This is a genomic window from Pseudomonas sp. PGPR N4 (assembly GCF_059693665.1).
Map to the genome: position 1 here is coordinate 45,200 of NZ_JCAUKV010000006.1, position 24,846 is coordinate 70,045.

Annotated in this window: 21 protein-coding genes and 1 pseudogene; 5 read left to right on the top strand and 17 right to left on the bottom strand. The window is 63.3% G+C overall.

Annotated features, from left to right (window positions below):
* Position 1: 1 nt before the first annotated feature.
* Together AC58X1_RS20395 and AC58X1_RS20400 are read left to right on the top strand one after the other, a co-directional pair.
* On the top strand, positions 2-1,021 hold the full coding sequence (locus tag AC58X1_RS20395) for an ABC transporter permease (protein ID WP_101318217.1): 1,020 nt from the start codon (positions 2-4) through the stop codon (positions 1,019-1,021).
* Position 1,022: 1 nt separating this feature from the next.
* Positions 1,023-2,633, top strand: coding sequence for an ABC transporter ATP-binding protein (locus AC58X1_RS20400; protein WP_101318214.1), 1,611 nt, complete (start codon positions 1,023-1,025; stop codon positions 2,631-2,633).
* Positions 2,634-2,661: 28 nt separating this feature from the next.
* Here the strand turns inward: AC58X1_RS20400 and AC58X1_RS20405 are convergent, their stop codons facing one another.
* The 3 genes and pseudogenes from AC58X1_RS20405 to AC58X1_RS20415 form a co-directional block, all read right to left on the bottom strand.
* Complete coding sequence (locus AC58X1_RS20405; RefSeq protein WP_497429452.1) at positions 2,662-3,132, bottom strand: methyl-accepting chemotaxis protein; 471 nt, start codon at positions 3,130-3,132, stop codon at positions 2,662-2,664.
* Between the two features lie 81 nt (positions 3,133-3,213).
* Positions 3,214-3,990, bottom strand: a pseudogene (locus AC58X1_RS20410) (PAS domain-containing protein); the annotation flags it as partial.
* Between the two features lie 90 nt (positions 3,991-4,080).
* Complete coding sequence (locus AC58X1_RS20415) at positions 4,081-5,865, bottom strand: sensor domain-containing phosphodiesterase (RefSeq protein ID WP_497429373.1); 1,785 nt, start codon at positions 5,863-5,865, stop codon at positions 4,081-4,083.
* Between the two features lie 228 nt (positions 5,866-6,093).
* Here AC58X1_RS20415 and AC58X1_RS20420 point away from each other — a divergent pair, with 228 nt between their 5' ends.
* From AC58X1_RS20420 to AC58X1_RS20430, 3 genes are all read left to right on the top strand, one after another.
* Positions 6,094-8,016, top strand: coding sequence for an ATP-binding protein (locus AC58X1_RS20420; protein WP_497429374.1), 1,923 nt, complete (start codon positions 6,094-6,096; stop codon positions 8,014-8,016).
* A gap of 265 nt (positions 8,017-8,281) precedes the next feature.
* On the top strand, positions 8,282-8,686 hold the full coding sequence (locus AC58X1_RS20425; protein ID WP_150573066.1) for a DUF2946 family protein: 405 nt from the start codon (positions 8,282-8,284) through the stop codon (positions 8,684-8,686).
* A 79-nt stretch (positions 8,687-8,765) separates the two neighbouring features.
* Complete coding sequence (locus AC58X1_RS20430; RefSeq protein WP_497429375.1) at positions 8,766-10,826, top strand: TonB-dependent receptor; 2,061 nt, start codon at positions 8,766-8,768, stop codon at positions 10,824-10,826.
* A 126-nt stretch (positions 10,827-10,952) separates the two neighbouring features.
* Here AC58X1_RS20430 and AC58X1_RS20435 read toward each other — a convergent pair whose 3' ends face one another.
* The 14 genes from AC58X1_RS20435 to AC58X1_RS20500 all read right to left on the bottom strand — a co-directional run bounded on the left by AC58X1_RS20435 (position 10,953) and on the right by AC58X1_RS20500 (position 24,846).
* Positions 10,953-11,642, bottom strand: a complete 690-nt coding sequence (locus tag AC58X1_RS20435; RefSeq protein ID WP_150573067.1) for a response regulator — start codon at positions 11,640-11,642, stop codon at positions 10,953-10,955.
* Positions 11,639-14,293, bottom strand: coding sequence for a DUF4118 domain-containing protein (locus tag AC58X1_RS20440; protein WP_259077277.1), 2,655 nt, complete (start codon positions 14,291-14,293; stop codon positions 11,639-11,641). The genes AC58X1_RS20435 and AC58X1_RS20440 overlap by 4 nt, the downstream gene beginning before the upstream one ends.
* A 3-nt stretch (positions 14,294-14,296) precedes the next feature.
* A complete protein-coding gene (gene kdpC, locus AC58X1_RS20445) occupies positions 14,297-14,875 on the bottom strand; it encodes a potassium-transporting ATPase subunit KdpC (protein ID WP_220633351.1) in 579 nt (192 codons plus the stop codon).
* A 10-nt stretch (positions 14,876-14,885) separates the two neighbouring features.
* Complete coding sequence (gene kdpB / locus AC58X1_RS20450; protein ID WP_497429376.1) at positions 14,886-16,940, bottom strand: potassium-transporting ATPase subunit KdpB; 2,055 nt, start codon at positions 16,938-16,940, stop codon at positions 14,886-14,888.
* 9 nt (positions 16,941-16,949) lie between these two features.
* On the bottom strand, positions 16,950-18,644 hold the full coding sequence (gene kdpA, locus AC58X1_RS20455; protein ID WP_497429377.1) for a potassium-transporting ATPase subunit KdpA: 1,695 nt from the start codon (positions 18,642-18,644) through the stop codon (positions 16,950-16,952).
* A gap of 9 nt (positions 18,645-18,653) precedes the next feature.
* Positions 18,654-18,743, bottom strand: coding sequence for a K(+)-transporting ATPase subunit F (gene kdpF / locus AC58X1_RS20460; protein WP_101318193.1), 90 nt, complete (start codon positions 18,741-18,743; stop codon positions 18,654-18,656).
* A gap of 114 nt (positions 18,744-18,857) precedes the next feature.
* Positions 18,858-19,907, bottom strand: coding sequence for an AI-2E family transporter (locus AC58X1_RS20465; RefSeq protein ID WP_101322976.1), 1,050 nt, complete (start codon positions 19,905-19,907; stop codon positions 18,858-18,860).
* A gap of 12 nt (positions 19,908-19,919) precedes the next feature.
* The gene (locus AC58X1_RS20470) at positions 19,920-20,702 is read right to left on the bottom strand and encodes a DUF4892 domain-containing protein (RefSeq protein ID WP_259077283.1); all 783 of its coding nucleotides are present in this window, start codon (positions 20,700-20,702) and stop codon (positions 19,920-19,922) included.
* Positions 20,703-20,811: 109 nt separating this feature from the next.
* Complete coding sequence (locus AC58X1_RS20475) at positions 20,812-21,666, bottom strand: alpha/beta hydrolase (protein WP_497429378.1); 855 nt, start codon at positions 21,664-21,666, stop codon at positions 20,812-20,814.
* Positions 21,663-22,451, bottom strand: coding sequence for an alpha/beta fold hydrolase (locus AC58X1_RS20480; RefSeq protein ID WP_497429379.1), 789 nt, complete (start codon positions 22,449-22,451; stop codon positions 21,663-21,665). The genes AC58X1_RS20475 and AC58X1_RS20480 overlap by 4 nt, the downstream gene beginning before the upstream one ends.
* Positions 22,452-22,553: 102 nt before the next feature.
* Positions 22,554-22,895 (bottom strand): hypothetical protein, encoded by a 342-nt coding sequence (locus AC58X1_RS20485; RefSeq protein ID WP_101318185.1) that lies wholly within the window; start codon positions 22,893-22,895, stop codon positions 22,554-22,556.
* A 96-nt stretch (positions 22,896-22,991) separates the two neighbouring features.
* The gene (gene sixA, locus AC58X1_RS20490; protein ID WP_497429380.1) at positions 22,992-23,450 is read right to left on the bottom strand and encodes a phosphohistidine phosphatase SixA; all 459 of its coding nucleotides are present in this window, start codon (positions 23,448-23,450) and stop codon (positions 22,992-22,994) included.
* Positions 23,447-23,794, bottom strand: a complete 348-nt coding sequence (locus AC58X1_RS20495; protein WP_101318181.1) for a DUF4389 domain-containing protein — start codon at positions 23,792-23,794, stop codon at positions 23,447-23,449. The genes sixA and AC58X1_RS20495 overlap by 4 nt, the downstream gene beginning before the upstream one ends.
* Positions 23,795-23,820: 26 nt before the next feature.
* On the bottom strand, positions 23,821-24,846 hold the full coding sequence (locus AC58X1_RS20500; RefSeq protein ID WP_150569687.1) for an NAD(P)H-dependent glycerol-3-phosphate dehydrogenase: 1,026 nt from the start codon (positions 24,844-24,846) through the stop codon (positions 23,821-23,823).

A 24,846-nucleotide genomic window follows, 5' to 3' on the forward strand; every position in this document is an offset into this window, starting at 1 on the left:
AATGGCCCTGTCCCCGCTCAATCGACGGCGCTTCGAGCGCTTCAAGGCCAACCGCCGAGGCTGGTGGTCGCTGTGGCTGTTCCTGATCCTGTTCGGCCTGAGCCTTGGCGCCGAGCTGATCGCCAACGACAAACCGATTGCCGTGCGCTACGACGGCGAGTGGTACTTCCCGGCGTTCAAGCGCTACCCCGAGACCACCTTTGGCGGTGAATTCCCGCTCGAAGCCAACTACAAGAGCCCTTACATCCGCGATCTTCTGGAGAAGAAAGACAGCTTTGTGCTGTGGGCGCCGATCCCGTTCAGCTACCAGAGCATCAACTACGACTTGAAGGTACCGGCGCCCGCGCCGCCCTCGGCGGACAACTGGCTGGGCACCGATGACCAGGGCCGCGATGTCATGGCGCGGGTGATCTACGGCTTCCGCGTTTCGGTATTGTTTGCCCTGACCCTGACCATCCTCAGCTCGATCATCGGCGTCATTGCCGGGGCTCTGCAGGGCTTTTATGGTGGCTGGGTCGACCTTGCCGGCCAGCGCTTCCTGGAGATCTGGTCAGGCTTGCCGGTGCTGTACCTGCTGATCATTCTGGCCAGTTTCGTCCAGCCCAACTTCTGGTGGCTGCTGGGGATCATGTTGCTGTTCTCGTGGATGAGCCTGGTCGATGTAGTCCGCGCCGAATTCCTGCGTGGGCGTAACCTGGAGTATGTGCGCGCGGCGCGCGCCCTAGGCATGCGCAACGGCGCGATCATGTATCGGCACATTCTGCCCAACGCAATGATCTCGACCATGACCTTCATGCCGTTCATCCTCACCGGCGCCATCGGTACCCTGACCGCGCTGGACTTCCTCGGCTTTGGCCTGCCCGCCGGTTCACCGTCGTTGGGTGAGCTGGTTGCCCAGGGCAAATCCAACCTGCAGGCACCATGGCTGGGCATCAGTGCCTTCGCCGTGCTGGCCGTGATGCTCAGCCTGCTGGTGTTTATCGGCGAATCCGCCCGCGACGCCTTCGACCCGAGGAAATGACATGAGCGAACCTAACCTGATCGAAGTCCGTGATCTTGCGGTCGAGTTCCTCAGCGGTGACCAGGTCAACCGCGTTGTCGATGGCATCAGTTTCGACATCCGCAAGGGCGAGACCCTGGCCCTGGTCGGCGAGAGCGGCTCGGGCAAGTCGGTCACTGCCCACTCGATCCTGCGCCTGTTGCCCTACCCACTTGCGCGCCACCCCAGTGGCAGCATCGAGTATGGCGGCAAGGACATGCTCAAGCTTGGCGAAAAGCCAATGCAGCGCATCCGTGGCAACCGCATCGCAATGATCTTCCAGGAGCCGATGACCTCGCTCAACCCGCTGCACTGTATCGAGAAGCAGATCAACGAGATCCTGCTCCTGCACAAGGGTTTAACCGGCAAGCAGGCGACGGCGCGCACCTTGGAACTGCTCGACCTGGTCGGCATCCCTGAACCGCACAAGCGCCTCAAGGCGCTGCCGCATGAGCTGTCCGGCGGCCAGCGCCAGCGGGTGATGATTGCCATGGCCCTGGCCAACGAGCCGGAACTGCTGATCGCCGATGAACCGACCACTGCGCTCGACGTCACCGTACAGCTGAAGATTCTTGATCTGCTCAAAGAGCTGCAGGCACGACTGGGCATGGCGCTGCTGCTGATCAGCCATGACCTCAACCTGGTAAGGCGCATCGCCCACCGTGTTTGCGTGATGCAGCAAGGCAAGATCGTCGAGCAGGCCGAGTGCACGACGCTGTTCACCGCCCCGCAGCATCCCTATACGCAGATGTTGATCAACGCCGAACCCAGCGGCCAGCCTGCGGCCAACCCGCTTGGGGCGCCGCTGCTGGAGGTGGATGATCTGCGCGTCTGGTTCCCGATCAAGAAAGGCCTGCTGCGGCGTACGGTAGACCACGTCAAGGCAGTCGACGGGATCAATTTCAGCCTGCCCCAAGGGCAGACCCTGGGCATCGTTGGCGAAAGCGGCTCGGGCAAATCGACCTTGGGCCTGGCGATCCTGCGGCTGATCTCGAGCCAGGGCGACATCCGTTTTCACGGGCAAAACCTGCAGGGCATGAACCAGCAGGAGGTACGGCCGCTGCGGCGAGAAATGCAGGTGGTGTTCCAGGACCCGTTCGGCAGCCTCAGCCCGCGCATGAGTGTCGCCGATATCGTCGGCGAAGGCCTGCGCATTCATCGCATCGGCACCGCCCAGGAGCAAGAGGCGGCGATCATTGCCGCGCTGCAGGAAGTAGGCCTCGATCCGGCCACCCGCCACCGCTATCCCCATGAGTTCTCCGGGGGCCAGCGTCAGCGCATCGCCATCGCTCGCGCGCTGGTGCTCAAACCGGCGTTGATTCTGCTCGACGAGCCAACCTCGGCGCTTGACCGCACCGTGCAGCGGCAGGTAGTGGAGCTGTTGCGTTCGTTGCAGCTCAAATACAACCTGACCTACCTGTTCATCAGTCATGACCTAGCGGTGGTCAAAGCGCTGAGTCATCAGCTGATGGTGATCAAACAGGGGCAGGTGGTGGAACAAGGTGACGCGCGGGAAATCTTCCATGCGCCGCAGCATCCCTACACCCGGCAGCTGCTGGAAGCGGCGTTTCTGGAGGTCGAGCCGGCTGCCTGATGGCGTGCCGGCGCTACCGGTCACACTTTCACGGGTGTGACTGACCGGCAATCTGCGATGAGAATCGGCCGACCGCTGTTACCACTTCCTGCGCACCCGACTGAATTTCAGTGATGACATGGCCGGCCTGGCTGGCCAGCGCCAAGCCGATTTCAGCCTGATGCGTGCTTTCACCCATGCTGACCACTGCGGCCTCTACAAGGGTGTTGTTCTTCTGCACCACTTCTACGATTTCCTGAGTGGCGGCACTGGTGCGGCCGGCCAGCTTCCTCACCTCATCGGCCACCACGGTAAAGCCCCGACCTTGCTCGCCTGCGCGCGCGGCTTCGATAGCCGCGTTGAGGGCGAGCAGGTTGGTCTGCTGGGCAATGCCGCCGATGGTGGAAACAATCGATGTGATCAACTGCGACTGCTGCCCCAGCGCCTCGACCCCAGCGGAGGCCGTGGAGACCTGCGAGACGATACGGTTCATGGTCTCGACGGTATCCTTTACGGCCACCGCCCCCCTTCTCGCCGAGTCATCGGTTTTGCGAGAAACGTCATAGGCAACCCCGGCAGCCGCGCTGACCTCCTGCTCATGCTTGACCTGCTCGCTGATATCGACCGCGAATTTGACGATCTTGTAGAGCTGGCCACGGGTGTCGCGCACCGGGTTGTAGGATGCTTCCAGCCAGAGCTCGCGCCCTGACTTGTCAAAGCGCAGGAAGCGCTCGGCGACGAACTGCCCCTCGTTGAGGCTGCGCCATAGCTGCTGATAGGCAGGCGAATTGACATAGTTGGGGTCACAGAAAATACGGTGATGTTTGCCCACGATCTCTGCCAGCGAATAGTTCACCGTCCTCAAGAAGTTGTCGTTGGCAGCAACGATAGTACCGTCCAGCTCAAACTCGATGACCGCGGTCGAGCGGTACAGCGCCTTGATGAACTCGTCGTTTTCACGCGCTTTATCGATGCTCGCGGTGACATCGGTGCCGTAGGCCGACATATGGGTGACTGCACCCGCTGCTGACTTGACCGGGCACCAGGCCGCTCTCATCCAGACCATCCTGCCGTCGGCGGTGATATAGCGATACTCGTCGCTGACCCCGGTGCCAGTGCTCATGGCCTGCTGAAAATCCTTGAAACATGGCAACTCTTTGACATAGCTGGGCGCGATGCTAGCCAGCGATTGCCCAAGCAATTGCGACTGTTCACGCCCAACCCATCGAGCAAAGTTGCGATTGACCGCGGTGATCAGCAGGTTCCGATCAACCGTTATTTCCAGCATCTCGTGAGTTCTTGCGGCCTGCGCGCGCTGCAGCGCGTCTATTTCGTCCTGCAGTCGCTGGAGCTGGTTTTTTAGCTTTGAGTTGAACATGGTGTTCTCGGTGGTTAGCGACGCGGCCGAAATAGCAGGAGGTTGTCGACAATCTTGCAGGTTCAGCACTGAGATTAAACATCGTCCTTGTCAGGTCATCGGCACGCAGCAGTCCTTCTGCAGCCAGGTTTCAAGTTCTGCGGGCGGCATCGGCTTCGCGTAAAAATAGCCCTGGCCCTGCTCACAGCCCCAGCCACTCAACAAATGGTGGTGTAGGTCGGTCTCGATACCTTCGGCCACCACCGTCAGGCGCAGGTCGCGCAGCAGGCTGACCAGCCCGCGAATGATGTGCCAATCGTTGTTGCCCGGCTGCAGGTTGGCCAGCAGCGAGCGATCAAGCTTGACGCTGGTGGCCGGGATGATGCGCAGGTAGACCCAGTTGCTGTAGCCGCTGCCGAAGTCATCGATGCCAATCGCCACCCCGAGTGTGCGAAAACGCTGAAGCTGTTGCTGCACCTGGTCGAAGTCAGTGACCAGAGCGCTTTCGGTAAACTCAAGCTCGATGCGCCGCGGGTCCACGCCGAACTCGCCGAGCGTACGGCTCAGGTACTCGAACAGGTGCCCATCGGCGAGATCCAGCGCGGAGATATTCAGCGACACGGTCATCTGCAGCCCCTCCGCCCGCCACCTGCGCATTTGCTGACAGACATGCCAGATCACCCACCGGGTGATGCCGCGAATCGAAGCAGTGGTTTCAGCCAATGGGATGAATTCAGCCGGGCTGATTTCGCCCATGGTCGGATGCTTCCAGCGCAACAGCGCTTCTACTGCCACGCAGCGTTTGTTGTTGAGATCAACCCTTGGCTGATAGACCAGACGAAGTTGGTCGGCAGCTACCAGCGCCGGTTCCAGAGCGATGAGCAAGGCCGTACTGCGGCGCTGGCTGGTATCGACCAGCGGGTCATAGACCAGCCAGCGTCGCTCGCTGCGGCGCGCCGCATCGGTCATGCTCGCCATCAAACGCAGGGTATCCAGCGATGCATCGGTGTCTGCATCCGGCTCGAGCACGCTCATGCCGACATCGGCGAACACCGGCACATTGCCGCTGTGCAACGGCCCACTCAGCGCCGCAACGATAGCGTCAAGCCTGGCCGGAGGTGAGGCCACGTCATTGCATTCGATCAGGGTCAGAAAACCCAGCGTGCTCGGGCGGTACAGGCGCGACCCCGGCGGCAGGGCTGCCAGCAAGGCCTCTTTCACGGCCAGCATGAAGCTTGCGAAAAACTCGATGCCCAGTGCCTTCACCAGGCGGTCCATGCCGGCTGCTGAAATAGGCTCGATGAACACTGCGACCTGGCCAGCGACGCTGGCGCAGTCGGCGAAGTCGGCTTCGAAACGGCGCCGGTTGGGCAAGCCGGTCATACTGTCGTAGAAATATTGATCATGGATCGACTGCAACCGCGATACAACAATCTGCGCCGCGCTGCGCAACAGCGCCTGGTCGCGCTCGGACAACGACGGACGTGCCGCCTGGTCGATGATGCACAGCCGCCCCAGGTTGAGTCCTGGCTTGATCACCAGCGGTGCGCCAGCGTAGTAGCGAATGTAGGGATCACCCTGCACCAGCGGGTTATCGACAGTGCGCGCATCGGTCAAGGCGTCGCAGATTTCCAGCACAGTATCCTGCTCAAGTTCAAGGGCGCAGAACGACATCTCTCTGGGCGTGCGCTCGGCGACCATGCCTACCCGCGCCTTGAACACTTGATAGTTGCGGTCGATGATGCTGACCAGCGCGGTAGGCACTTGAAAATGGGCACAGAGCATCGCCACGACACTGTTCAGCACCGGGTCCGAGCCACTGACCAAGTTGGACGTCAGCCGATCGACCTCGGCCAGACGCAACCGCTCATCGTGCATAATTGACGAATTACCCACCGTAACTCCTGTAGCACTATCCAAAAGACTTACCTATGAGGCACATTGCCAGCTTAGTCAGCCCGAGCGCGCGAGGACAATCAAACCTCGCACCGGCCGACCGTAAAAAAAACTATTGGACGACCAGGCGTAACTAGCCTATCAGTCCGGGAAGGCGCCTAAAGCAGTGCTTTAGCGCTATATACGCCCTGTACCTGCATGCCTGGCTACCACTGTTCGGAGTGTTTTTTGACCCGTTTGCCTAGATTGACCGCCGCTGCCCTGCTGCGCCTGGAGCGCAAGCAGCTCTCGCCTGCATTGCGCTATCTGGGCACCGTAGTGGTGGTCGTGGCGTGCGCTTTCGCGCGAGCGCAACTGCCCGCTACAGCCTTGCCCTACCTGTTCTTCATTCCGGGGCTGATGTTCATCGGCTTCTGGTTCGGCGCGGGGCCAGCGGTACTGGGATGCATCATGGCGGTGCTGACGGCACAATATTTCTTCATCGGGCCGGTCGGCTTTGACGCCGACTGGACCGACTGGATCAACAGCCTGAGTTTTGGCCTGGTGACGTTGGCAATGGCAGTGGTGTGCGCGCTGTTTCGGCGCAGCATCAGGGCACTGGACCGGCTCAATCAAAACCTTGAGGACGAAGTCGAGCGGCGTACCGATGAGCGCGATGACATCTGGAAGCTATCACCCGACCTGATCTGCACCTTGTCGGCAAAGGGTGAAGTGCTAGCGATGAACCCGGCCTGGCAGGCCGAGACCGGCTGGACCGAGCAGCAGCTCAAAGATGGCGCGTTCTACAGCTATATTTCGCCTGCGCAATTATCCGACTCCGTGCGCAACCTGCATGATCGGCAGATTGCCGAGCTCGACACGCAAAGCGTACGCAACAACGGCCAGCCTCTGCTGCTGAACTGGCGTATCACCGGCCGCCAGGGTCGGTTTTTTGCCGTGGCCCGCGATGTCACATTGTACCGCGAGCGCCAGCTGGCCTTCGATCAAGTCCGTTCGCAGCTGCAGCAGAGTCAGAAAATGGAGTCGCTGGGGCAACTGACCGGAGGCTTAGCCCATGACTTCAACAACCTGTTGACGATCATCAGCGGCAGCCAGGACATGATCGAACAACGCATCGCCCAAGGCCGCCTGGCAGGGATCGAGCGCTATGTCACCCTCGCCCGAAACGCCACGCAACGAGCCAGTTCACTGACCCATCGGCTGCTGGCGTATGCCAGAAAACAGCCTTTGGTTGCAGCTAGCGTCGATCCGGCGGTGTTGATAAAGAACATGGAAGAGTTGATTGCACGCACGCTGACGCCGCTGATCAACATCGAACTGCTCGCCCCTGGCGCACCCACGCTGTGCCACTGCGATGCCCACCAACTCGAGAACGCCCTGCTCAACCTGTGCATCAACGCGCGTGACGCAATGCCTCAAGGCGGCAGGCTGCGAATCGAGGTCAGTACGCTGGCGGTGACCGACCCGGGCACTCTGCATGTGCAGGCGGGTGACTATGTACGGATCTGCGTGGCGGACACCGGTATGGGCATGCCGGCGAGCATTGTCGAGCGCGCGCTGGAGCCGTTTTTCACCACCAAACCGCTGGGCTCCGGGACCGGGCTGGGGCTGTCGATGGTCGAGGACTTCGCACGCCAGGCCGGCGGGGCTGTTCGTATTGAGTCAGAGCTGGGCAAAGGCACCGCGGTGTGCCTGTTCCTGCCGGTCTACCAAGGCAGCGCCCCTGTAGCGGAAAAGCAGCAGGCAGACCTGCTGCAAGCAACGCCTGGCGGCAGCCGCGGATCGGCAATGGTTATCGACGACGAAGCCGCTATTCGTGAGCTGGTTGCGGAAACGCTTCACGAGGCAGGTTTTGAAGTGGCTGAAATGCCCAGCGCTGATCAGGTCGTGCAGCGTATCGCCGAGTTGCCTGATCTGAAGCTGATCGTTACTGACCTGATCTTGCCCGGCGGCAGCAGTGGTCACAAAATCGCCGAAGCCGCCTGGGCAGTACGGCCAACACTCAAGGTGCTGTTCATCTCAGGCTGCGTCGATACCGCGAACGGCAGCGCTGAGCGGCAGGATCAGTCGCAGTTGCTGGCCAAACCGTTCACCATCGAGCAGCTTAGGGCCAGCGTTGAGCATTTGCTCAACTCACCGGCTGGCGCTTAGCCTGTTCGCAGCTGTCGAGCTAGCGAAACCTTGCGAGAGGCGTGGTTGACGGCCGCTTTGGGCACCTGGCGTTTGCAGGGCGCAGCCGATGCCGGCAGGCATGATTGTCTGCGCAGTGGTCGCCTGTGTCGAGCGCTCGACGCCTGGCTTTGCCTGGAGCAGCCGGCACCAATCGCGCTCACCCGTGACAACATAGCGCATCAAGACACTTTTACAGGCCCAGCCAAATGCGGCTTAATGCGCGCCTACTTTTCTGGTAACGCCGATGCGGTCACGCCTGCACCCTTACCTCTTGCTACTCGCCTGTTGCGCAGTGTTGTTCAACCTGCTGGCGATGCCGCTCGACCGTGCCCTGCGTGAGCCCGCCCTGGATGAATCGCTGATCTTCGGCAGCTTCTGCAGCCTGCATGGCGGGCAGAGTTTGCCCAAATCGGTGCTGGCGCAACTCAAGCTGGAGTTGCCAGACTTCTCCGGGCACGGCGAGATCAAGCCCCAGGCCGGTGATTGCTGCTGTGGCCATACCGGCCAAGCGGCGCTGCCAGGCGCCTACTTCAAACACCTGTTGCCGCGCTTCTGGCCAGACGCCCTGTTGCTCGGCCAGCGCCCGGAGTTGCCGCTACCGCGCCAGCAGTGGCCGAACCTCACCCCACGCGCCCCGCCGCTGACCTGAATCGTCGCCAAGCAAATGATCGTGCGCGCGAACTGCGCAGCACGGTCGTCTCCGGCTTTTCTGTCAGGAACCTTTATTCATGCCTGCGTACCTTCGTACTGCACGTAGCGTCGTGCCCGTGCTTGCCATTACCTGTGCCGCCACGCTCTGCCCACTGTCCCAAGCCATTGCTCAGGCTGTGCCTGCCGACAATTCCACCCTGACCCTCGGCGCCGTTACCGTCTCCGGCACCGGTAGCGGGCCGCTGGCGACCAGCAGTGTGCTCAGTTCAGTAGATATTCTTGGCGGCGACATTCTCGAGAAGATGCCCGTTGCCTACAGCTGGGAGCTGTTCAACCGTGCACCGGGCGTGATGCTCACCGGCTTCAACCAAGGCACCACCTCGGGCAAGTTGTCGTTTCGCGGCTTCAATGGGGAAGGCGAAGTCAACGCCGTAAAGCTGCTGATCGACGGCATCCCGAGCAATACCAATGACGGCAACATGCCCTTCATCGACTCGGTGTTCCCGCTGGACATCGACAGCGTCGAGGTCGTGCGCGGTACCAGCGATCCGCGCTATGGCCTCAACAACATCGCCGGCAACGTCAATATCAATACCCGCAGTGGCGGCAACTACAACAAGGCACGCCTGCGCTACGGCAGCTTCAACACCCGTGAAGTGCAACTGGCCAAGGGCATCGAAACCAGCAACTGGACGCAGAACTACTTCTTCGCCCGCCAGCAGGTCGACGGCTATCGCGAGCATGCAGATACCGAGCGCTACAGCTTCAGCGGCAAGTGGTTCTATACCCCCGACGACGGCAGCTACCGTCTCGGCCTTAGCGCCCGCCATTACGAAGCCGACGCACAGGAAGCGGGTTACTTGAGCGAAGCCGATGCCCGCCAGCACCCGCGCATGAGCAACGACTTCAACGCCAGCGACAAAGGCACCCGGCGCATGAACCAGCTCAGCGTGCACTTCGACACCGACCTGGCCGAGACCCTCGCTTGGTCGGCCAAGACCTACCTGAATACCTTCGATGATCGGCGCTGGACCCAGTACTGGCGCACCAGCGCGCAGCAAGAGCGCGATGCCTATGAAACCCAGTACGGCGCCCTCACCTCGCTGACCTGGCGGCCAGAAGTAGATTGGCTGCACGGCTTTGCCCTGGAAGGCGGCAGCGACGTGCAGAAGCAGGACAACCGCAGCGAGCGCTATCGCACCGTCCAGCGCGTACGCCAGGCACAGACCCGCGACCAGGCCTTCGATTTCAACACGGTCGGCGCTTACGTACAGGCCGAGATCGAACCGATCGAGTCGCTGAAGATCGTGCCGGCCTATCGCGTCGACAGGATCAGCGGCGACTTCACCAACCAACTCACCGGGCAAACCTCCGACATCAACGACTACGGGCTGATCAAGCAACCCAAGCTCAGTGTGGTCTATTCGCCCTGGCAGTATGCCAGCGTCTACGCCAACTGGGGCCGCACGTTCCAGGTCGGCAGCGGCGCTGCAGCCTACAAGGTGCCGCCGCGCAATGAAGACCTGCAACCGTCGATCAACGAAGGCTGGGAAACCGGCATAAAGTTCACCCCCGCCAGCTGGGTTGATGGCCGCGTCGCCTACTGGCGCCAGGACGCCACCGGCGAAGTCAGCCGCCGCCTCAACGACCCCAGCGGGGAGTCTGACAACGTTGGTGAAACCCGACGCTGGGGTTACGACCTGCAGGTCAACCTGCACCCGGACGAACGCACCGAAGTGTGGGCTTCGTATTCATGGCAATACTCGAAAATCCTCGAGCCGAGTAGCGCCTTGCCACAGAGTAAAGGCAAGGAAATCGACCATGTTCCGCATCATTTGTGGAATACCGGTATCAGTTACCAGGCGACGCAGGCATTGCAGTTGACTGCTTGGATGAATGGGCAGACCAACTACTATCTTGAGCGGGAAAACACTCAAGGTACGTATGGCGGTTATGTGTTGATGAATATCGGAGCGACTTACACGTTCACCGAGACGTTGAGCGTTGACCTGCAGCTCAAGAACCTCACCGACCGTTATTACGAATATGCCTGGTATGACCCGGATGGGGCTAAAGACTCACTGCACTCGCCTGGTGATGGGCGAGCGTTGTATGCGGGGTTGACGGTCGACTTCTAGGCTGCACATCTTCGCCACAATTGAATCGGAATGCTCGGGACCGCATGCAAATGCGGTTCACGAGCATCCACAACTCGTATTACTCAATCGCGATCAAGCGCCGAAGCGGTGTTGCAAAGTACGGGCTTACGACACCAACAACCGATACCCCACCCCAGGCTCAGTCACGATAAACCGTGGCGCAGTAGGGTCATCGCCCAGCTTCTGCCGCACATGCGCAACCACGATCCGCAAGTAGTGCGTATCGTCGACGTGGCTCGGCCCCCAGATATCCTTGAGCAGTTGCTGCTGGGTGATCACTCGCCCGGGGTGCCCGGCCAGTTGCGCCAACAGTGCGTACTCCTTGCGGGTCAGCGCTATTTCGCTGCCATCGAGGGTCACGCGGCGGTAGGCGAAGTCCACCAGCAGCGGCCCGAAGCTGGCACTGGCCAGCGCGGCGCTACCCTGTGGCACCTGGCGCAACAGGGCGCGAATGCGGGCGAGAAATTCTTGGATGCCGAACGGTTTGGTGACGTAGTCGTTGGCGCCGCCATCCAGGGCATCGACCTTTTGCAGCTCGCTGGCACGCACCGACAGCACCATCACCGGCACCGAGCTCCACTCGCGCAATTCGCGCAGCACCTGCTGGCCATCCATGTCTGGCAGGCCGAGGTCGAGCACGATCAGGTCGGGTTTGGCCAAGGCCGCCTGGGCCAGGCCTTCGCCGCCGGTGGCAGCTTCGATGACCTTGTAGCCTTGCGAGCTCAGGCTGATGCGCAGGAACTTGCGAATCTGCGGTTCGTCGTCGATGACCAGCAAGGTGGCAGTTTGGCTCATGAGTCCTGGCTTTCGGCGGTGGGCTGTGGGGGCAATGGCAAGCATAGAGTGATGCAGGTGCCGTGGCCATCGATGCCGTCAGCCACCTGGATGCTGCCGCCGTGGGCGCCGATCATGCCCTGGCAGATGGCCAGGCCGAGGCCTGTGCCCTGCCCGCCGCGGTCGCCGCGGGCGGCGGTGTAGAACATGTCGAAGATCTTTTCGCGTTCAGCTTCGGGGATGCCGGGGCCTTGATCGCTGACGGCCAGGCACAGTTGCTCATCACGCACGTCGACCTGCAGTTGCAGGCGGCCATCTGGGGGTGAAAAGCGCGCGGCGTTTTCCAGCACGTTGACCAGCGCCTGTTCGATCAAGGCAGCGTGCACGAACAGCAGCGGCAGCTCGCTCGGCACATCGGTGCTGACCCGCAGCGGCGCCAGCACCGCGCGCAGACGCTGCAGGGCGCTGGCGACGATATCGGCCGGGGCCACCCAGTCACGCGCGAGCTTGAGACTGCCGTGACCGAGGCGGGTCATGTCGAGCAGATTCTGGATGTAGCGGTCGAGGCGCTCGGCTTCATCGCGGGTGCCTTCGAGCAATTCGCGGCGGTCGTCGGGCGGGATCGCATCGCCGAGCGCAAGCAGGCTATCGATGCCGCCGCGCATAGCGGTCAGCGGTGTGCGCAGGTCGTGTGACACCGAGGCCAGCAAGGCGCTGCGCAGCTGTTCGGTTTCGCCGTGCAGCCGCGCAGCTTCGAGTTGTTCGCCGAGGCGCGCACGGGCCAGAGCCTGCGCCAGCGGCTGGGCCAGCGCCATCAGCAGGCGTCGGCGCTGGGCTGTGAGGGCCGCGTTGTCACGTGGGCGTACGCCGAGCAGGGCCAGCGGTTGCTCATCGACCAACAGCGGCCACCACCACCAGCGACCATTGGGCAAGGTGTCGCTGCCGTGGCCAGCGGCCTGGCCGTGCTGCCAGGCCCAGTCAGCGGCAGCGCGCTCGGTGTCGCTCAAGTCGGGCAACTGGCCGTTGGCAGCTTGCAGCAGGCCTTCGCTACCTCGCTCGAGCAGGCATACGTGCAGATCCTGCCAGCCGTCGAGGTGCTGGCTGGCGGCGCTGAATACTGCCTGGCGGTCGGTGGCGACGGTGAGCTTGCGTGACAGGTCGAGCAGTTGACTGGTCTGCGCCTGGGTCTCGCGCAAGGCCTGCAACTGGCGCCGCTGGCGCGCGGCGAGGTTGCCGGTGAGCGCGGCCATCAGCAGGAAGAACACCAGCGTCAGCACATCCTCTTCGCGCTGAATGCTCAGAGAGAAGTTGGGCGGGATGAACAGAAAGTCATAGCTGACAAACGACAGCACCGCGCACGCCAGCGCCGGGCCGAGGCTGCTGCGCACCGCCACCAGCAGCACGGCGGCGAGGAATACCAGCGAGATATTCGGCAACGCCAGCACGCTGGACACCGCCCAGGCCAGGCCTGCGGCAAGCGCAGTGGCGAGTAGCGCCAGCAGATAGTGCCGCCAGATCCACACCCGCTTCGCTGCCGTGCGCGGTGCGGGTGGCTGCGCCTCGCGGTCGAGCACGTTGATTTCCAGGCCGTGGTTTTCGCGCAGCAGCCGCGCAGCGACACCGGCACCGAACAGGCGCCGGCGCAGACGATCACGCGACTGCCCCACCAGCACCAGGCTGGCACGGCGCTCGGCGGCATGCTGGAGCAAGGTCCTCGCGACTTCGCCGGCGCGCAACAGCACTACCTCGCCGCCCAGCCGCTCAGCCAGTTGCTGCGCGCTTTGCAGACGCTGGCGGGCGCTTTCGTCGCGCAGCTTGCCGTTGTCGACATGCACCAGGCTCCACGGCAAATGCCGGCGCTGGGCCACGCGGCAGGCGTGGCGGACCAGCCGCTCGGCTTGCTGATCGCCGTCGACGCCGACCAGCAAGCGACCACGCAGGGCCGGCGCTTCCTGGCCAAGCTGGCGATAGCCGTGGGCCAGGTCGGCATCCACCTGCGCCGCGGCGGTGTGCATGGCCAGCTCCCGCAGGGCACTGAGGTTGGTCTGCGAGAAGAACGCATCGATGGCGGCGCGGGCCTGCTCGGGCACGTAGACCTTACCTTCGCGCAGGCGCTGCAGCAGTTCGCGCGGTGGCAGGTCGATCAGCACCAGTTCGAAGGCTTCCTGCAGCACCCAGTCGGGCAGGGTTTCGCGGACCTGCACACCGGTGATGTCGCGAACCTTGTCGTTAAGGCTTTCAAGATGCTGCACGTTGACCGTGGTGTAGACATCGATGCCGGCCGCGAGCAGCTCCTGCACATCCTGCCAGCGCTTGGCATGGCGGCTGTTGGGGGCGTTGCTGTGGGCCAGTTCGTCGACCAGAGCCAGCTCGGGACTGGCGCGCAGCAAGCCGTCGAGGTCCATTTCCTCAAGAGTGACTCCCCGGTATTGGCTGCGCAGCAGCGGCTGCTGGAGCAAGCCGCCGAGCAGCGCCTCGGTCTCGGCCCGGCCGTGGGTTTCGACCACCCCGGCCACCACCTGCACGCCTTGGCGCTGCTGGGCGTGGGCGGCCTGGAGCATGGCGTAGGTCTTGCCCACGCCGGGCGCTGCACCGAGAAATACCTTGAGCCGGCCACGCCCGGCGCGCGGCAGGTTGGCCAACAGCGCGTCGGCGCGGGCAGAGTCACTCATGTTTCATCCTTCACAGTTGCGGTGATCAGCACAGCGGGTCAATTGCTCCAGCGCCTGATTCAGCGCCAGCACGTTGACCACCGGTGGGCCGATCAATGGCTGCAGGGTGGCCTCTTCGATCAGCCCTTGCAAGCGCTCTACCGGCACTTTGCGCGCCGCCGCCACTCTGGGGATCTGATACGCCAGCGCTTGCGGCGACAGATGCGGGTCGAGACCGCTGGCCGAGGTGGTCAGCAGGGCTTGCGGTACCGGCCCCAACTCGGCGCGATACAGCGTGCCTGCGTCTGCCTTGACCCGCTCGGCCAGAGCCGGATTGCTCGGCGCCAGATTGCTCGCGCCACTGGCCACGGTGGCATACGCCGCCGCAGACGGACGTGGGTGGAACCAGCCATCGCCAGTGAACGGTTGGGCGATCAGCGCCGAGCCGCGCACCTGGCCCTGCTCGTCGTGCACCAGGCTGCCGTTGGCCTGCGTGGGGAAGGCCACTTGCGCAACCGCCGTCACCGCCAGCGGATAAAGCGCGCCGGTGATCACTGTCATCAATACAACCAGGCTCAGGGCCGGGCGAAGGTAAGTAGTCATAACGGCCTCCTCAGACCAGGTGCAGGGCATTGAGCAGCATGTCGATCAGCTTGATCCCGGCAAACGGCACGATCAGGCCGCCGACACCGTAGATCAGCAAATTGCGCCGTAGCAGATGGGCGGCACTCGCTGCCTGCACCCTCACCCCACGCAGTGCCAAGGGGATCAGCGCGACAATGATCAGCGCGTTGAACACGATCGCCGAGAGGATCGCGCTCTGCGGGCTGGCCAGCTGCATCAGGTTGAGTACGCCCAGTTGCGGGTAGATCGCGGCAAACAGCGCCGGCAGGATGGCGAAGTACTTGGCCACGTCGTTGGCGATCGAGAAGGTGGTCAACGCACCGCGGGTGACCAGCAACTCCTTGCCGACCTGGACCACGTCGAGCAGCTTGGTCGGGTCGCTGTCGAGGTCGACCATGTTGGCCGCCTCACGCGCGGCCTGGGTGCCGTCGTTCATGGCCATGCCGACATCGGCCTGAGCCAGCGCCGGCGCATCGTTGGCACCGTCGCCGCACATGGCGACCAAGCGGCCGTCGTTTTGCTCTTGGCGAATGCGCGCCAGCTTTTTCTCCGGGGTGGCTTCGGCCAGTACATCATCGACGCCGGCTTCGGCGGCGATGGCAGCAGCGGTCAGCGGGTTGTCGCCGGTCACCATCACCGTGCGGATGCCAAGCTTGCGCAGTTCGGCGAAGCGCTCGCGGATGCCTGGCTTGACCACGTCCTTGAGGTGGATCACGCCGAGCAGGCGCTGGTCGACGCACACCAGCAGCGGCGTGCCGCCACTCTGGGCAATGCGCTCGACTTCCTTGGCCAGCGCCGATGGCATCTGCAAGCGCTCGATACCGACAAAGCCCAGCACCGCATCGACGGCGCCCTTGCGGTAGCGGCGCTGCTCGAAGTCGACACCCGACAACCGTGTCTCGGCGCTGAACGCCACCGGGCTGAATTGATCGGCGCCCGGCTCGTTGAAGTCGTGCAACTGGCGCAGGTATTCGACAATCGACTTGCCCTCGGCGGTGTCGTCGGCAAGCGACGCCAGCAAGGCGCCCTCGCCCAGCTCCTTGGCCGTCACCGCCGGCGCTGTGTGCAGAGCGCTGCAGCGGCGGTTGCCGAAGGTGATGGTGCCGGTCTTGTCGAGCATCAGCGTATGCACGTCACCGGCCGCCTCCACTGCTCGCCCGGAGCGGGCAATCACGTTGAGCCGTACCAGCCGGTCCATGCCGGCGATGCCGATAGCCGAAAGCAGGCCACCAATGGTGGTCGGGATCAGCGTCACCAGCAGCGCGGCGAGGAAGATCAACGGCAGGCTGCCGCCGGCAAAGCGGGCGAAGGGCTGCAAGGTCACCACTACGATCAAGAAGATCAGGGTCAAGCCGATCAGCAGGATGTCGAGGGCAATCTCGTTCGGGGTCTTCTGTCGCTTGGCGCCTTCGACCAGGGCGATCATGCGGTCCAGGGTCGATTCGCCCGGGTTGCTGGTGATGCGGATGAGCAGCCAGTCGGAGACCAGCCGGGTGTTGCCGGTGACGGCGGAGCGGTCCCCACCGGACTCGCGGATGACCGGCGCCGATTCGCCAGTGATGGCCGCCTCATTGACCGCCGCGATGCCTTCGAGCACCTCGCCGTCGCCGGGAATCAGCTCGCCGGCCACCACCTTGACCACATCGTCTTTGCGTAGCGCGCTGGCGGCAACCGTTTCGAAGCTGCCATCGGCACGCCGGCGCTGCGCATTCAAGCCCTGGCTGCCGGCCTTGAGGCTGTCGGCGCGTGCCTTGCCGCGACCCTCGGCCAGCGCTTCGGCAAAGTTGGCGAACAGCACGGTGAACCACAGCCACAGCGCGATCTGGATCGCTATCGCAGTGCTGACACCACTCTCTGGCGCAAAACACAGCAGCGTAGTCAGCAGCGCCGTCAGCGCCACCACCAGCATCACCGGGGAACGCTTGAGCTGACGCGGGTCGAGCTTGACCAGCGCCTGTATCAGGGCGGGCCGCCACAGTGCGGCGAAGCGGGTCTGATCAGTGCCAGGGCGTGGCGCCTGGACTTGAGCAATAGGCATGTTCATGTTGACTCCTCAGAAACCCAGGCTCAGTTGTTCGGCAATCGGCCCCAGGGCCAGGCTTGGCAGGAAGGTCAGGCCGCCCATCAGCAGGATGATCACCAGCAGCAAACCGGTGAACAGCGGGCCGTGGGTGGGGAAGCTGTTCTGCCCTTGCGGTGCGCGGTTCTTCGCCGCCAGGCTGCCGGCCAGGGCCAGCACCGGCAGGATGTAGCCGAAGCGGCCAATGAGCATGGCCAAAGCGATCATGACGTTGTGGTACACCGTGTTGGCGCCAAAGCCGGCGAAGGCCGAACCGTTGTTGGCGGTGCCAGAGGTGTAGGCGTAGAGCAGCTGACTGAAGCCGTGCGCGCCGGGGTTGCTGACCGCACCGGCAGGGCCTGGCAGGCTGGCCGCGAGGGCGCCGAGCACCAGCACGCCAAGCGGCATCACCAGCAAGGTCGCCACCAGCAGTTGGACTTCCCGCGCTTGCAGCTTCTTGCCCAGATATTCAGGCGTGCGACCGATCATCAGCCCCGCCAGAAACACTGCAATCAAGACGAACAGGAGCATGCCGTAGAGGCCCGCACCCACGCCGCCGAAGATTACCTCGCCGACCATCATGTTGAGCATCGCGACCATCCCGGTCAGCGGGTTGAGGCTGTCGTTCATGGCGTTCACCGAGCCGTTGGAAGCGGCGGTAGTGGTGACTGTCCAGAGCACCGAGCCGGTGGTGCCGAAGCGGCTTTCCTTGCCCTCCATCGGTGCCGACTGCTGCACCTGCTCACTGATCAGCGCTGGATTGGGCTGGTACTCGGCCCACAGCGCAGTAGCCCCGCCGATCAGGAACAGCGCCAGCATGCAGGCGAGAATCGCCCGGCTCTGGCGCAGATCCTTGACGTAGTGGCCGAAGGTGAACACCAGCGCCACCGGGATCAGGATGATCGACGCCAGCTCGAACAGGTTGCTCCAGGCCGTGGGGTTTTCGAACGGATGGGCCGAGTTGACACCAAAGAAGCCGCCGCCATTGGTGCCCAGTTGCTTGATTGCGATCTGGCTTGCGGCCGGCCCGAGCGGGATAGTCTGGTCAGCGCCTTGCAGGGTCACGGCATGGGCGTAATCGGCAAAGGTCTGTGGCACGCCCTGCCACACCAGCAACAGCGCCAGCAGCAGGCACAGCGGCAACAGGCCGTAGAGGGTGGCGCGGGTCATGTCGACCCAGAAGTTGCCGACCGTTGTCGCCGAACGCCGGGCAATCCCGCGGCACAGCGCGACCAGCACGGCCAGGCCGGTCGCGGCGCTGACGAAGTTCTGCACGGTCAGGCCGAGCATCTGGCTCAGGTAACTAAGCGACGCTTCGCCACTGTAGGCCTGCCAGTTGGTGTTGGTGACAAAGCTCACCGCCGTGTTCAATGCCAACGACCAGTCCTGGCCCGGCAACCGTTGCGGATTGAGTGGCAGGTAACCCTGCAGCATCAACACGGCGAACAGCAGGACAAACCCGGCCAGGTTAAACGTCAGCAGGGCCAGCGCGTACTGCTTCCAGTTGTGCTCCTGCTCGGCCTGGACGCCCGCCAGCCGGTAGCAGCCGCGTTCCAGCGGGCCGAGCGCCGGCGACAGCCAGGTGCGCTGGCCTTCCATGACCTTGTAGTAGAAGCGCCCGAGCCAAGGCGCGGGCAGCAGCACGATGGCAAAAAACGCCAGCAGCAAGGCGAAATCATAACTGTGCATGGCCGCTCCCTAGCTGTGGTCGGCGCGCAACAGCGCGACCAGCAGGTAAACCGCCAACGCCACTGCCAAGAGCAGTGACACGCCTTCAAGCATGTACATGAGCCAATCTCCCCGGAATGCGGCGTGGGCCGCTTTGCGAGGATTGTCCGGGGGATGGCCGTAAAGGAACGAGAGCGAGCGCTGGTTCAGCGCATAAAGAAAGCGTAAAGCCTGCTAGGGTTGCACGCTCGGCTGAGTGCTGCGGCTCCAGTCCAGCAACAGGCTGTAGGCCACGGCGAGCAGGGTCGGGCCGATGAACAGGCCGATGAAGCCAAACGCGATCAGACCGCCGAATACCCCGAGCAGCACGATCACCAGCGGCAGATTGCCGCCACGGCTGATCAGGTACGGTTTGAGCACGTTGTCCACGCCGCTGATGACGAAGGTGCCCCAGATACCGAGAAACACTGCCATGCCGTAGTGCCCCTGCCACACCAGCCACGCGGTGGCGGGCAGCCACGCCAGCGGCGGCCCCATCGGAATCAGGCTGAGCATGAAGGTCACCAGACCAAGCACAATCGCCCCCGGCACGCCAGCGATGAGGAAACCGATCATCGCCAGCAGGCCTTGCGCCGCCGCCGTGCCGATCACGCCGTTGACTACGCGCTGCACGGTGCCGGCGACCAGTTCCAGGTAGTACTCGGCGCGCTCGCCGATCAGCCGCTGCAGCAGGCGCAGGACAAATGCCGCCAGCCGCGGGCCGTCGCGGTAGAAGAAGAATACAAAGACCAGGCTCAACGACAGCTCGAGCACGCCGCCGCCAATTTGCGCGCTGCGCGCCAGCAGCCAGTTGCCGACCTGGCCGAAGTAAGGTTTGGCCGATGCCAGCAGCGCCGCACCCTGCTGGTCAAGGGAGTTCCACCAGGTCAGCAGGCGCTCACCGACCAGCGGAATGCTGCCCAGCCAGGCCGGTGCCTCGGGCAGGCCATCGACCTGCACATCGCGGATAAACGCCGTGGCATCGCGAATATGGTCAGCCAGGTTGAAGCCGAGCCACACCAGCGGCAGCGCCACGATCAGAATCCACAGGGTGGTCAGCACCGCCGCAGCCAGGGTTTCACGTCCGCCCAGCCAACGGGTGAGCAGGCGCATCAGCGGCCAGCTGGCAAACGCCAGAATTGCGCCCCACAGCAGTGCCGAGATGAACGGCGCCATTACCCACAAGCCGGCGCCCAGCAGCGCCAACAGCAGAATCTGTACCAGCAGGCGATCATTGTTGGCCACAGGTGCACTCATTTAACGAATCAATTCCAGATGCAACCCCTCGGTCTCGGCAGTGCCGACCTCCAGCCGTGCAGCGCGTACGCCCATCTTGACCAACTGCTCGCGCCAATCTTCAGCCTGCTTGCCACTCAGGCTGACGCGCAAAGTGCTGTCCAGATTCAGGCTGCGGCTGAGCAGGGTCACCCACGCCGGCAACGGTGCCGTCAGGTCAGGATAGTCAAGCTTGCCGGTGTCGCGCAGCTCACGCATGACCGTGGCCGAGGTCGGCAGCAGCTCGCCCAGCGGCGACTCGGCAATAAATTCCTCGACATGCAGGTAAACCCGCTTGTTACCCGCAGTGACGCTGTACAAGGCAACCAGCGTATCGGCTTCCTCAGCCGAGCGGCGCAGCAGGATAAACGCCTGCTGCTCATCGCCACCGTTGAGCCTGGCGTTCTTGAACACCTCGTTGGCCCACAGGCTGGCTTCGCCGCAGTCGCGCTTTTCACACCAGAACAGCGGATAACCGCCCTCCTCCTGCAGTGCTTCGCGGGCGCTGGTAAAGGCTTCGCGTGCCGTGCGTTCGGCGGGCAGCTGGTAGGTCACTGAGCTGACCTGGCCGCGGCTCTCGACCTTGTCGTCAACCCGCAGCCGGCCGCTGATCTTGCGCAACGGGCCGAGGGGGTAAACCCGCTCCTGCTCCAGCGCCGGGCGCTGATCGACTATCTTGGCGTCCAGCGGCACTGGCAGGCTGCCGGCCCACAGCAGCGGGCTGGCAAGACCCAGGCAGCCGGCGACCAGAATTCGAATACTCATCGGCCTCCCTTGCCGCTGGCGGCGTGGGTGGCGAGGGGGTAAATGTCAGGCATGTCCATGGTTGTCTCCCTGTTCAACCTGCCAAGCCTCGGCACTTGTCCGGAGCAAGTCAAGAAAACCCGCAGAAGCGATTGATACAGTCTGCGACAATGGTCGCGCCCTGCTCGTCGTTCAGGTGCAAGTGATGACCGCCAGGCAGGGGCACCTGCTCGAAGGGTAGCTGCTCCAGCAGCGCCGTGTGGCGCGCGAGCATGCCATCCGCCGCAACAACCAAGCAGGTCGGGCATTCGATGCGCTGAACAAAGGCCATGGCCTGCGCCTCACTCAAGCGCGCTGGCGACGGCAGGGTCAAACGACTGTCGCTGCGCCAGCTGTAGCCGCCCGGCACCGGCATCAGGCCGCGTTGAGCGAGCAGTTCGGCGGCTTCACGGCTGACCGCGACCATACCCTTCATACGCGCCTCGATGCCTTGTTCGAGGCTCGGATAGATCGACTTGCGTTTGCTGTCCAGGCGTAACTGCGCCTGCAGGGCCATGCCCAGCCGCTGCGCAGCATCCTGCTCGGCGCCGGTAGGCGGCAGCACGCCGTCGATCAGCAGCAAGCGACTGATCCGCTCTGGCAGCGCTCCGGCCAGCTGCGCCGAAATGATTGCGCCCAGCGAATGGCCGAGCAGGCCAAAGCGCTGCCAGCCGAGCTGCTCGGCAACCCGAACGACATCGTGGGAATAATCGGCCAGCGCATAGCTGGCACCCGCCGGGCGATGCTCTGAATAGCCATGGCCAGCCAGATCCAGCGCAACGATACGCAACCCGCGCAGCAGCGGCGCCAGCCGGGCGAAGCTGTTGGCATTGTCCAGCCAGCCGTGCAGCGCGATCACCGGCTCGCCATCCTCCGGGCCAAACAGATGAGCTGCCAATTCGATGTGGCCCAGATTGAGCCGGATTTCCTCGACCTGCGCGCTCATGGCTGCCCCCAACGATCAAACAGTCCTTTGATCAAGCTGGCGGTATCAGCGGGGCGCTCCAGCGGGAACATATGCCAGCCCGGCACGCTGTGGTATTCGCCCAGCGGCATGCTGCGCACGGCAAAGGCGTGATGGCGGCGGATCACCCGGCTGCGATCGCCGCGAACCATCGCCAGCGGCACCTGCAGTTGGCGCGCCAGTGCCGGGCTCAAGTGCGGGATACTGCGATAGATGCTGATCTCGGTGGCAGGATCGAAGCGCAGGCGCAGTCCCCCGTCGGCGGCTTCCAGACCATGCTCCAGATAGGCCTCGAGGCAGTCTGGGTCAAAATGACGGAACAGCGTCTTGCCAGTGAAGTAGCCCCGCGCACTGTCCCGATCAGCAAACACAGCGCGGCGGTTCAGGGTACGCCCGGCTGGGGTAATGCGGTCGATGAAGCCAAAGCGTTTGGCCGTGCGCAGCAGCCACTGATCGGCGCGGGTCAACACTGGCGAATCGAGCATGACCACGCCGCGGTAATACTGCGGGCAGCGCAGCGCCGCGTGCAGGTGCAATACCCCGCCCAGAGAATGGCCAACACCCCACACCGGCCCTGGCTGCTGGGCCAGGTGGTGGAGCAGTTCATCGACCAGGTTGAGCCAGTTGTCATCGACCGGGAAGCGTGGGTCGTGGCCGTGCTGGAGCAGGTGCTGAACCTGATAGTCCGGCGCGAGCGCAGCAAACAGCTTGCCGTAGGTGGCCGAGGGGAAGCCATTGGCATGGGCGAAGAAGATTTGCTGCGACATGGCCGCCTGCTCTCACGAAAAGATTGCCCATTGTCGGCAAGCGCAGCGGCGGCGGCAACGTCCGGATAGGTCATCGCCAAGGGCGTTCAGGTCATCGCCGGTTCAATCGAAGCTGGCCATCGACCGGCGCAGGCACGCCTGCATGTAGGCCAATTGATACTCGAGTGCCTCGCGAGCCTGGGCCTTGTCCGCTTCTTCGAGCTTGGAGCGGCGCAGCGCAAGGCAGCTGGTCTGCAGCAGATGCGCCATACGAATGCTCGCCTGGCGCAGTTGCTCAAGCTCATATTGGCCTTCGCACTTGCCCAGCAGGCGATTGAAGCTGGCATCCGCGCAATCCTGCAGCAAACGGTGCTCGGCAAAGTCCGGCACGCCATGCTCGTTCAGTTTATCCAGCACACGCTGTGGGCTCACCGAGCTCACCAATTCAAGACGTCGACTACTCATCCACTACTCCCTGTTACACGGTTCGACTCTCACGCGATCAACGCTAGCAATCAGCCGAACGCCCAGGCAACTGGCAAAAATGCCAGTTGCCGCAGGCTAGCCGGGATGACTCAAGGCTTTCAGTGACATCAATCCAGGCAACGGCCAGTCCCCTTCCAGCTCGGCCAGGCTGGCGGTGCTCATGGCTGCCGGCTGTTGCAAATGGCCGTGCTCAAGCATGCCGACCAATGCGCCTACCAGCGGCTGGTGGCTGACCAGCAAGACGTGCTCAAAGCCCAATTTTTCAAGCTCGGTGATGGCTTCACGCACGCTGCTTTCTGGGGTGAGCCAGGCCACCGTACGCAGCGGCTGAGCAAAATCGAGGGTTTCCTGCACCAATGCAGCGGTTTGCTGAGCACGCACGTAAGGGCTCACCAGAATCGCCTGCAGTGGTTGCCCCAGCAGCCGCGCAGCGCTGTACAGGACCTGCTCGCGGCCGTGGCTGGTCAGGCGCCGTTCGGCATCGCTATTAGCACGTGGCTCGGCTTCGCCGTGACGCAGGATCCACAGTTTCACAGCTTGGGCTCCTCATCACGCACCGGATGCGGCGCGGCCGCTACAACGTGTGGCGCCTCACCCTCGGGTGCGCGTGGGGTTGGCCAATCGGAAAACGGCCACGGCTTGCGATCGCTGTGAAAGGTGCCAAAGCGGCCGATCTGCGCCAGAAACTGGCTCAGGCTGTCGCCAAAGTTCATCAGGCTGGCACTCGGCGCGCCGTAGACCAGACGGTAGATCAGCTGCACCAGCACCAGGCCGGCCAGCAGCAATTCGGCCAACTGCCAGACCACCAGGAACACGAGCATCCACAGCACCCGCAGGATGATCGATTCGCGCTCCACGCGCTCGGGGGTATCGCTCATGTATTGCTCCTTGCTGTGCTCAGCGTTTAGTTGAAACCGCTGGTGGAAATGAAGTCGACGTCGGTTTTCGGTTCCGCGCGCATCAGGTGTTCGATGACCTGATTCAAGGTGCGCCCTTCGAACAGGATCGCATGCAGCCCGGCTACCAGTGGCATGTACACCTGGGCGTCATCGGCCTTGGCCTTGAGCACCTTGATGGTGTTCACGCCCTCGGCCACTTCGCCCAGCCGGCTCACCGCTTCTTCCAGCGACAAACCCTGGCCCAGCGCATAGCCGACCTGGTAGTTGCGGCTTTTCGGCGACGAGCAGGTGACGATCAGGTCACCGACCCCGGCAAGGCCGAGGAAGGTCATCGGGTTGGCGCCCAGGCTGACGGCGAACCGAGTCATTTCGGCCAGCGCGCGGGTGATCAGCATGCTCTTGGTGTTTTCACCCATGCCCAGCGCCACGGCCATACCGGCAATGATCGCGTAGACGTTTTTCAGTGCGCCGCCCAGTTCGACACCGAAGCGGTCGGCACTGGCATAGACGCGGAAGGTGCGCCCATGCAGTACCTCTTGCACGCTCAGGCACAGCGCTTCGTCTTCGCTGGCGACCACCGTGGCGGTCAGTGCGTGTTCGGCGATTTCGCGCGCAAGGTTGGGCCCGGAGAGCACCCCAATACGCGCCTCGGGGGCGATTTCTTCGAGAATCTGGCTCATCAGCTTGAAGCTCTGCGCCTCGATGCCCTTGGTCAGGCTCACCAGGCACTTGCCGCGCAGCAGCTCGGCATGCGGCGCCAGGACGCTGCGCAAGGCGCTGGATGGCAGCGCAACAAAAATCAGTTGTGCAGCTTGCAGGGTGGCCAGCAGGTCATTGACCGGCTCGACGCCGTCCTGCAAGCGGATACCTTTGAGGTAGCGCGGGTTTTCGCGGTTGACGCGCATCGCCTGCGCCTGGTCCGGATCGCGCATCCACTGGCGCACAGGGTTGCCGTTTTCGGCCAGCAGGTTGGCCACGGCGGTGCCGAAGCTGCCGCCTCCAAGAACTGCAACAGGTTGCTGTTCAGTCAT

Bases quoted from the DNA above. Each gene is read 5' to 3' on its own strand.
- AC58X1_RS20395 (WP_101318217.1), top strand. From the start codon at position 2: ATGGCCCTGTCCCCGCTCAATCGACGGCGCTTCGAGCGCTTCAAGGCC.
- AC58X1_RS20400 (WP_101318214.1), top strand. From the start codon at position 1,023: ATGAGCGAACCTAACCTGATCGAAGTCCGTGATCTTGCGGTCGAGTTC.
- AC58X1_RS20425 (WP_150573066.1), top strand. From the start codon at position 8,282: ATGCGGTCACGCCTGCACCCTTACCTCTTGCTACTCGCCTGTTGCGCA.
- AC58X1_RS20430 (WP_497429375.1), top strand. From the start codon at position 8,766: ATGCCTGCGTACCTTCGTACTGCACGTAGCGTCGTGCCCGTGCTTGCC.
- AC58X1_RS20435 (WP_150573067.1), bottom strand. From the start codon at position 11,642: ATGAGCCAAACTGCCACCTTGCTGGTCATCGACGACGAACCGCAGATT.
- AC58X1_RS20440 (WP_259077277.1), bottom strand. From the start codon at position 14,293: ATGAGTGACTCTGCCCGCGCCGACGCGCTGTTGGCCAACCTGCCGCGC.
- kdpC (WP_220633351.1), bottom strand. From the start codon at position 14,875: ATGACTACTTACCTTCGCCCGGCCCTGAGCCTGGTTGTATTGATGACA.
- kdpB (WP_497429376.1), bottom strand. From the start codon at position 16,940: ATGAACATGCCTATTGCTCAAGTCCAGGCGCCACGCCCTGGCACTGAT.
- kdpA (WP_497429377.1), bottom strand. From the start codon at position 18,644: ATGCACAGTTATGATTTCGCCTTGCTGCTGGCGTTTTTTGCCATCGTG.
- kdpF (WP_101318193.1), bottom strand. From the start codon at position 18,743: ATGTACATGCTTGAAGGCGTGTCACTGCTCTTGGCAGTGGCGTTGGCG.
- AC58X1_RS20470 (WP_259077283.1), bottom strand. From the start codon at position 20,702: ATGAGTATTCGAATTCTGGTCGCCGGCTGCCTGGGTCTTGCCAGCCCG.
- AC58X1_RS20475 (WP_497429378.1), bottom strand. From the start codon at position 21,666: ATGAGCGCGCAGGTCGAGGAAATCCGGCTCAATCTGGGCCACATCGAA.
- AC58X1_RS20480 (WP_497429379.1), bottom strand. From the start codon at position 22,451: ATGTCGCAGCAAATCTTCTTCGCCCATGCCAATGGCTTCCCCTCGGCC.
- AC58X1_RS20485 (WP_101318185.1), bottom strand. From the start codon at position 22,895: ATGAGTAGTCGACGTCTTGAATTGGTGAGCTCGGTGAGCCCACAGCGT.
- AC58X1_RS20495 (WP_101318181.1), bottom strand. From the start codon at position 23,794: ATGAGCGATACCCCCGAGCGCGTGGAGCGCGAATCGATCATCCTGCGG.
- AC58X1_RS20500 (WP_150569687.1), bottom strand. From the start codon at position 24,846: ATGACTGAACAGCAACCTGTTGCAGTTCTTGGAGGCGGCAGCTTCGGC.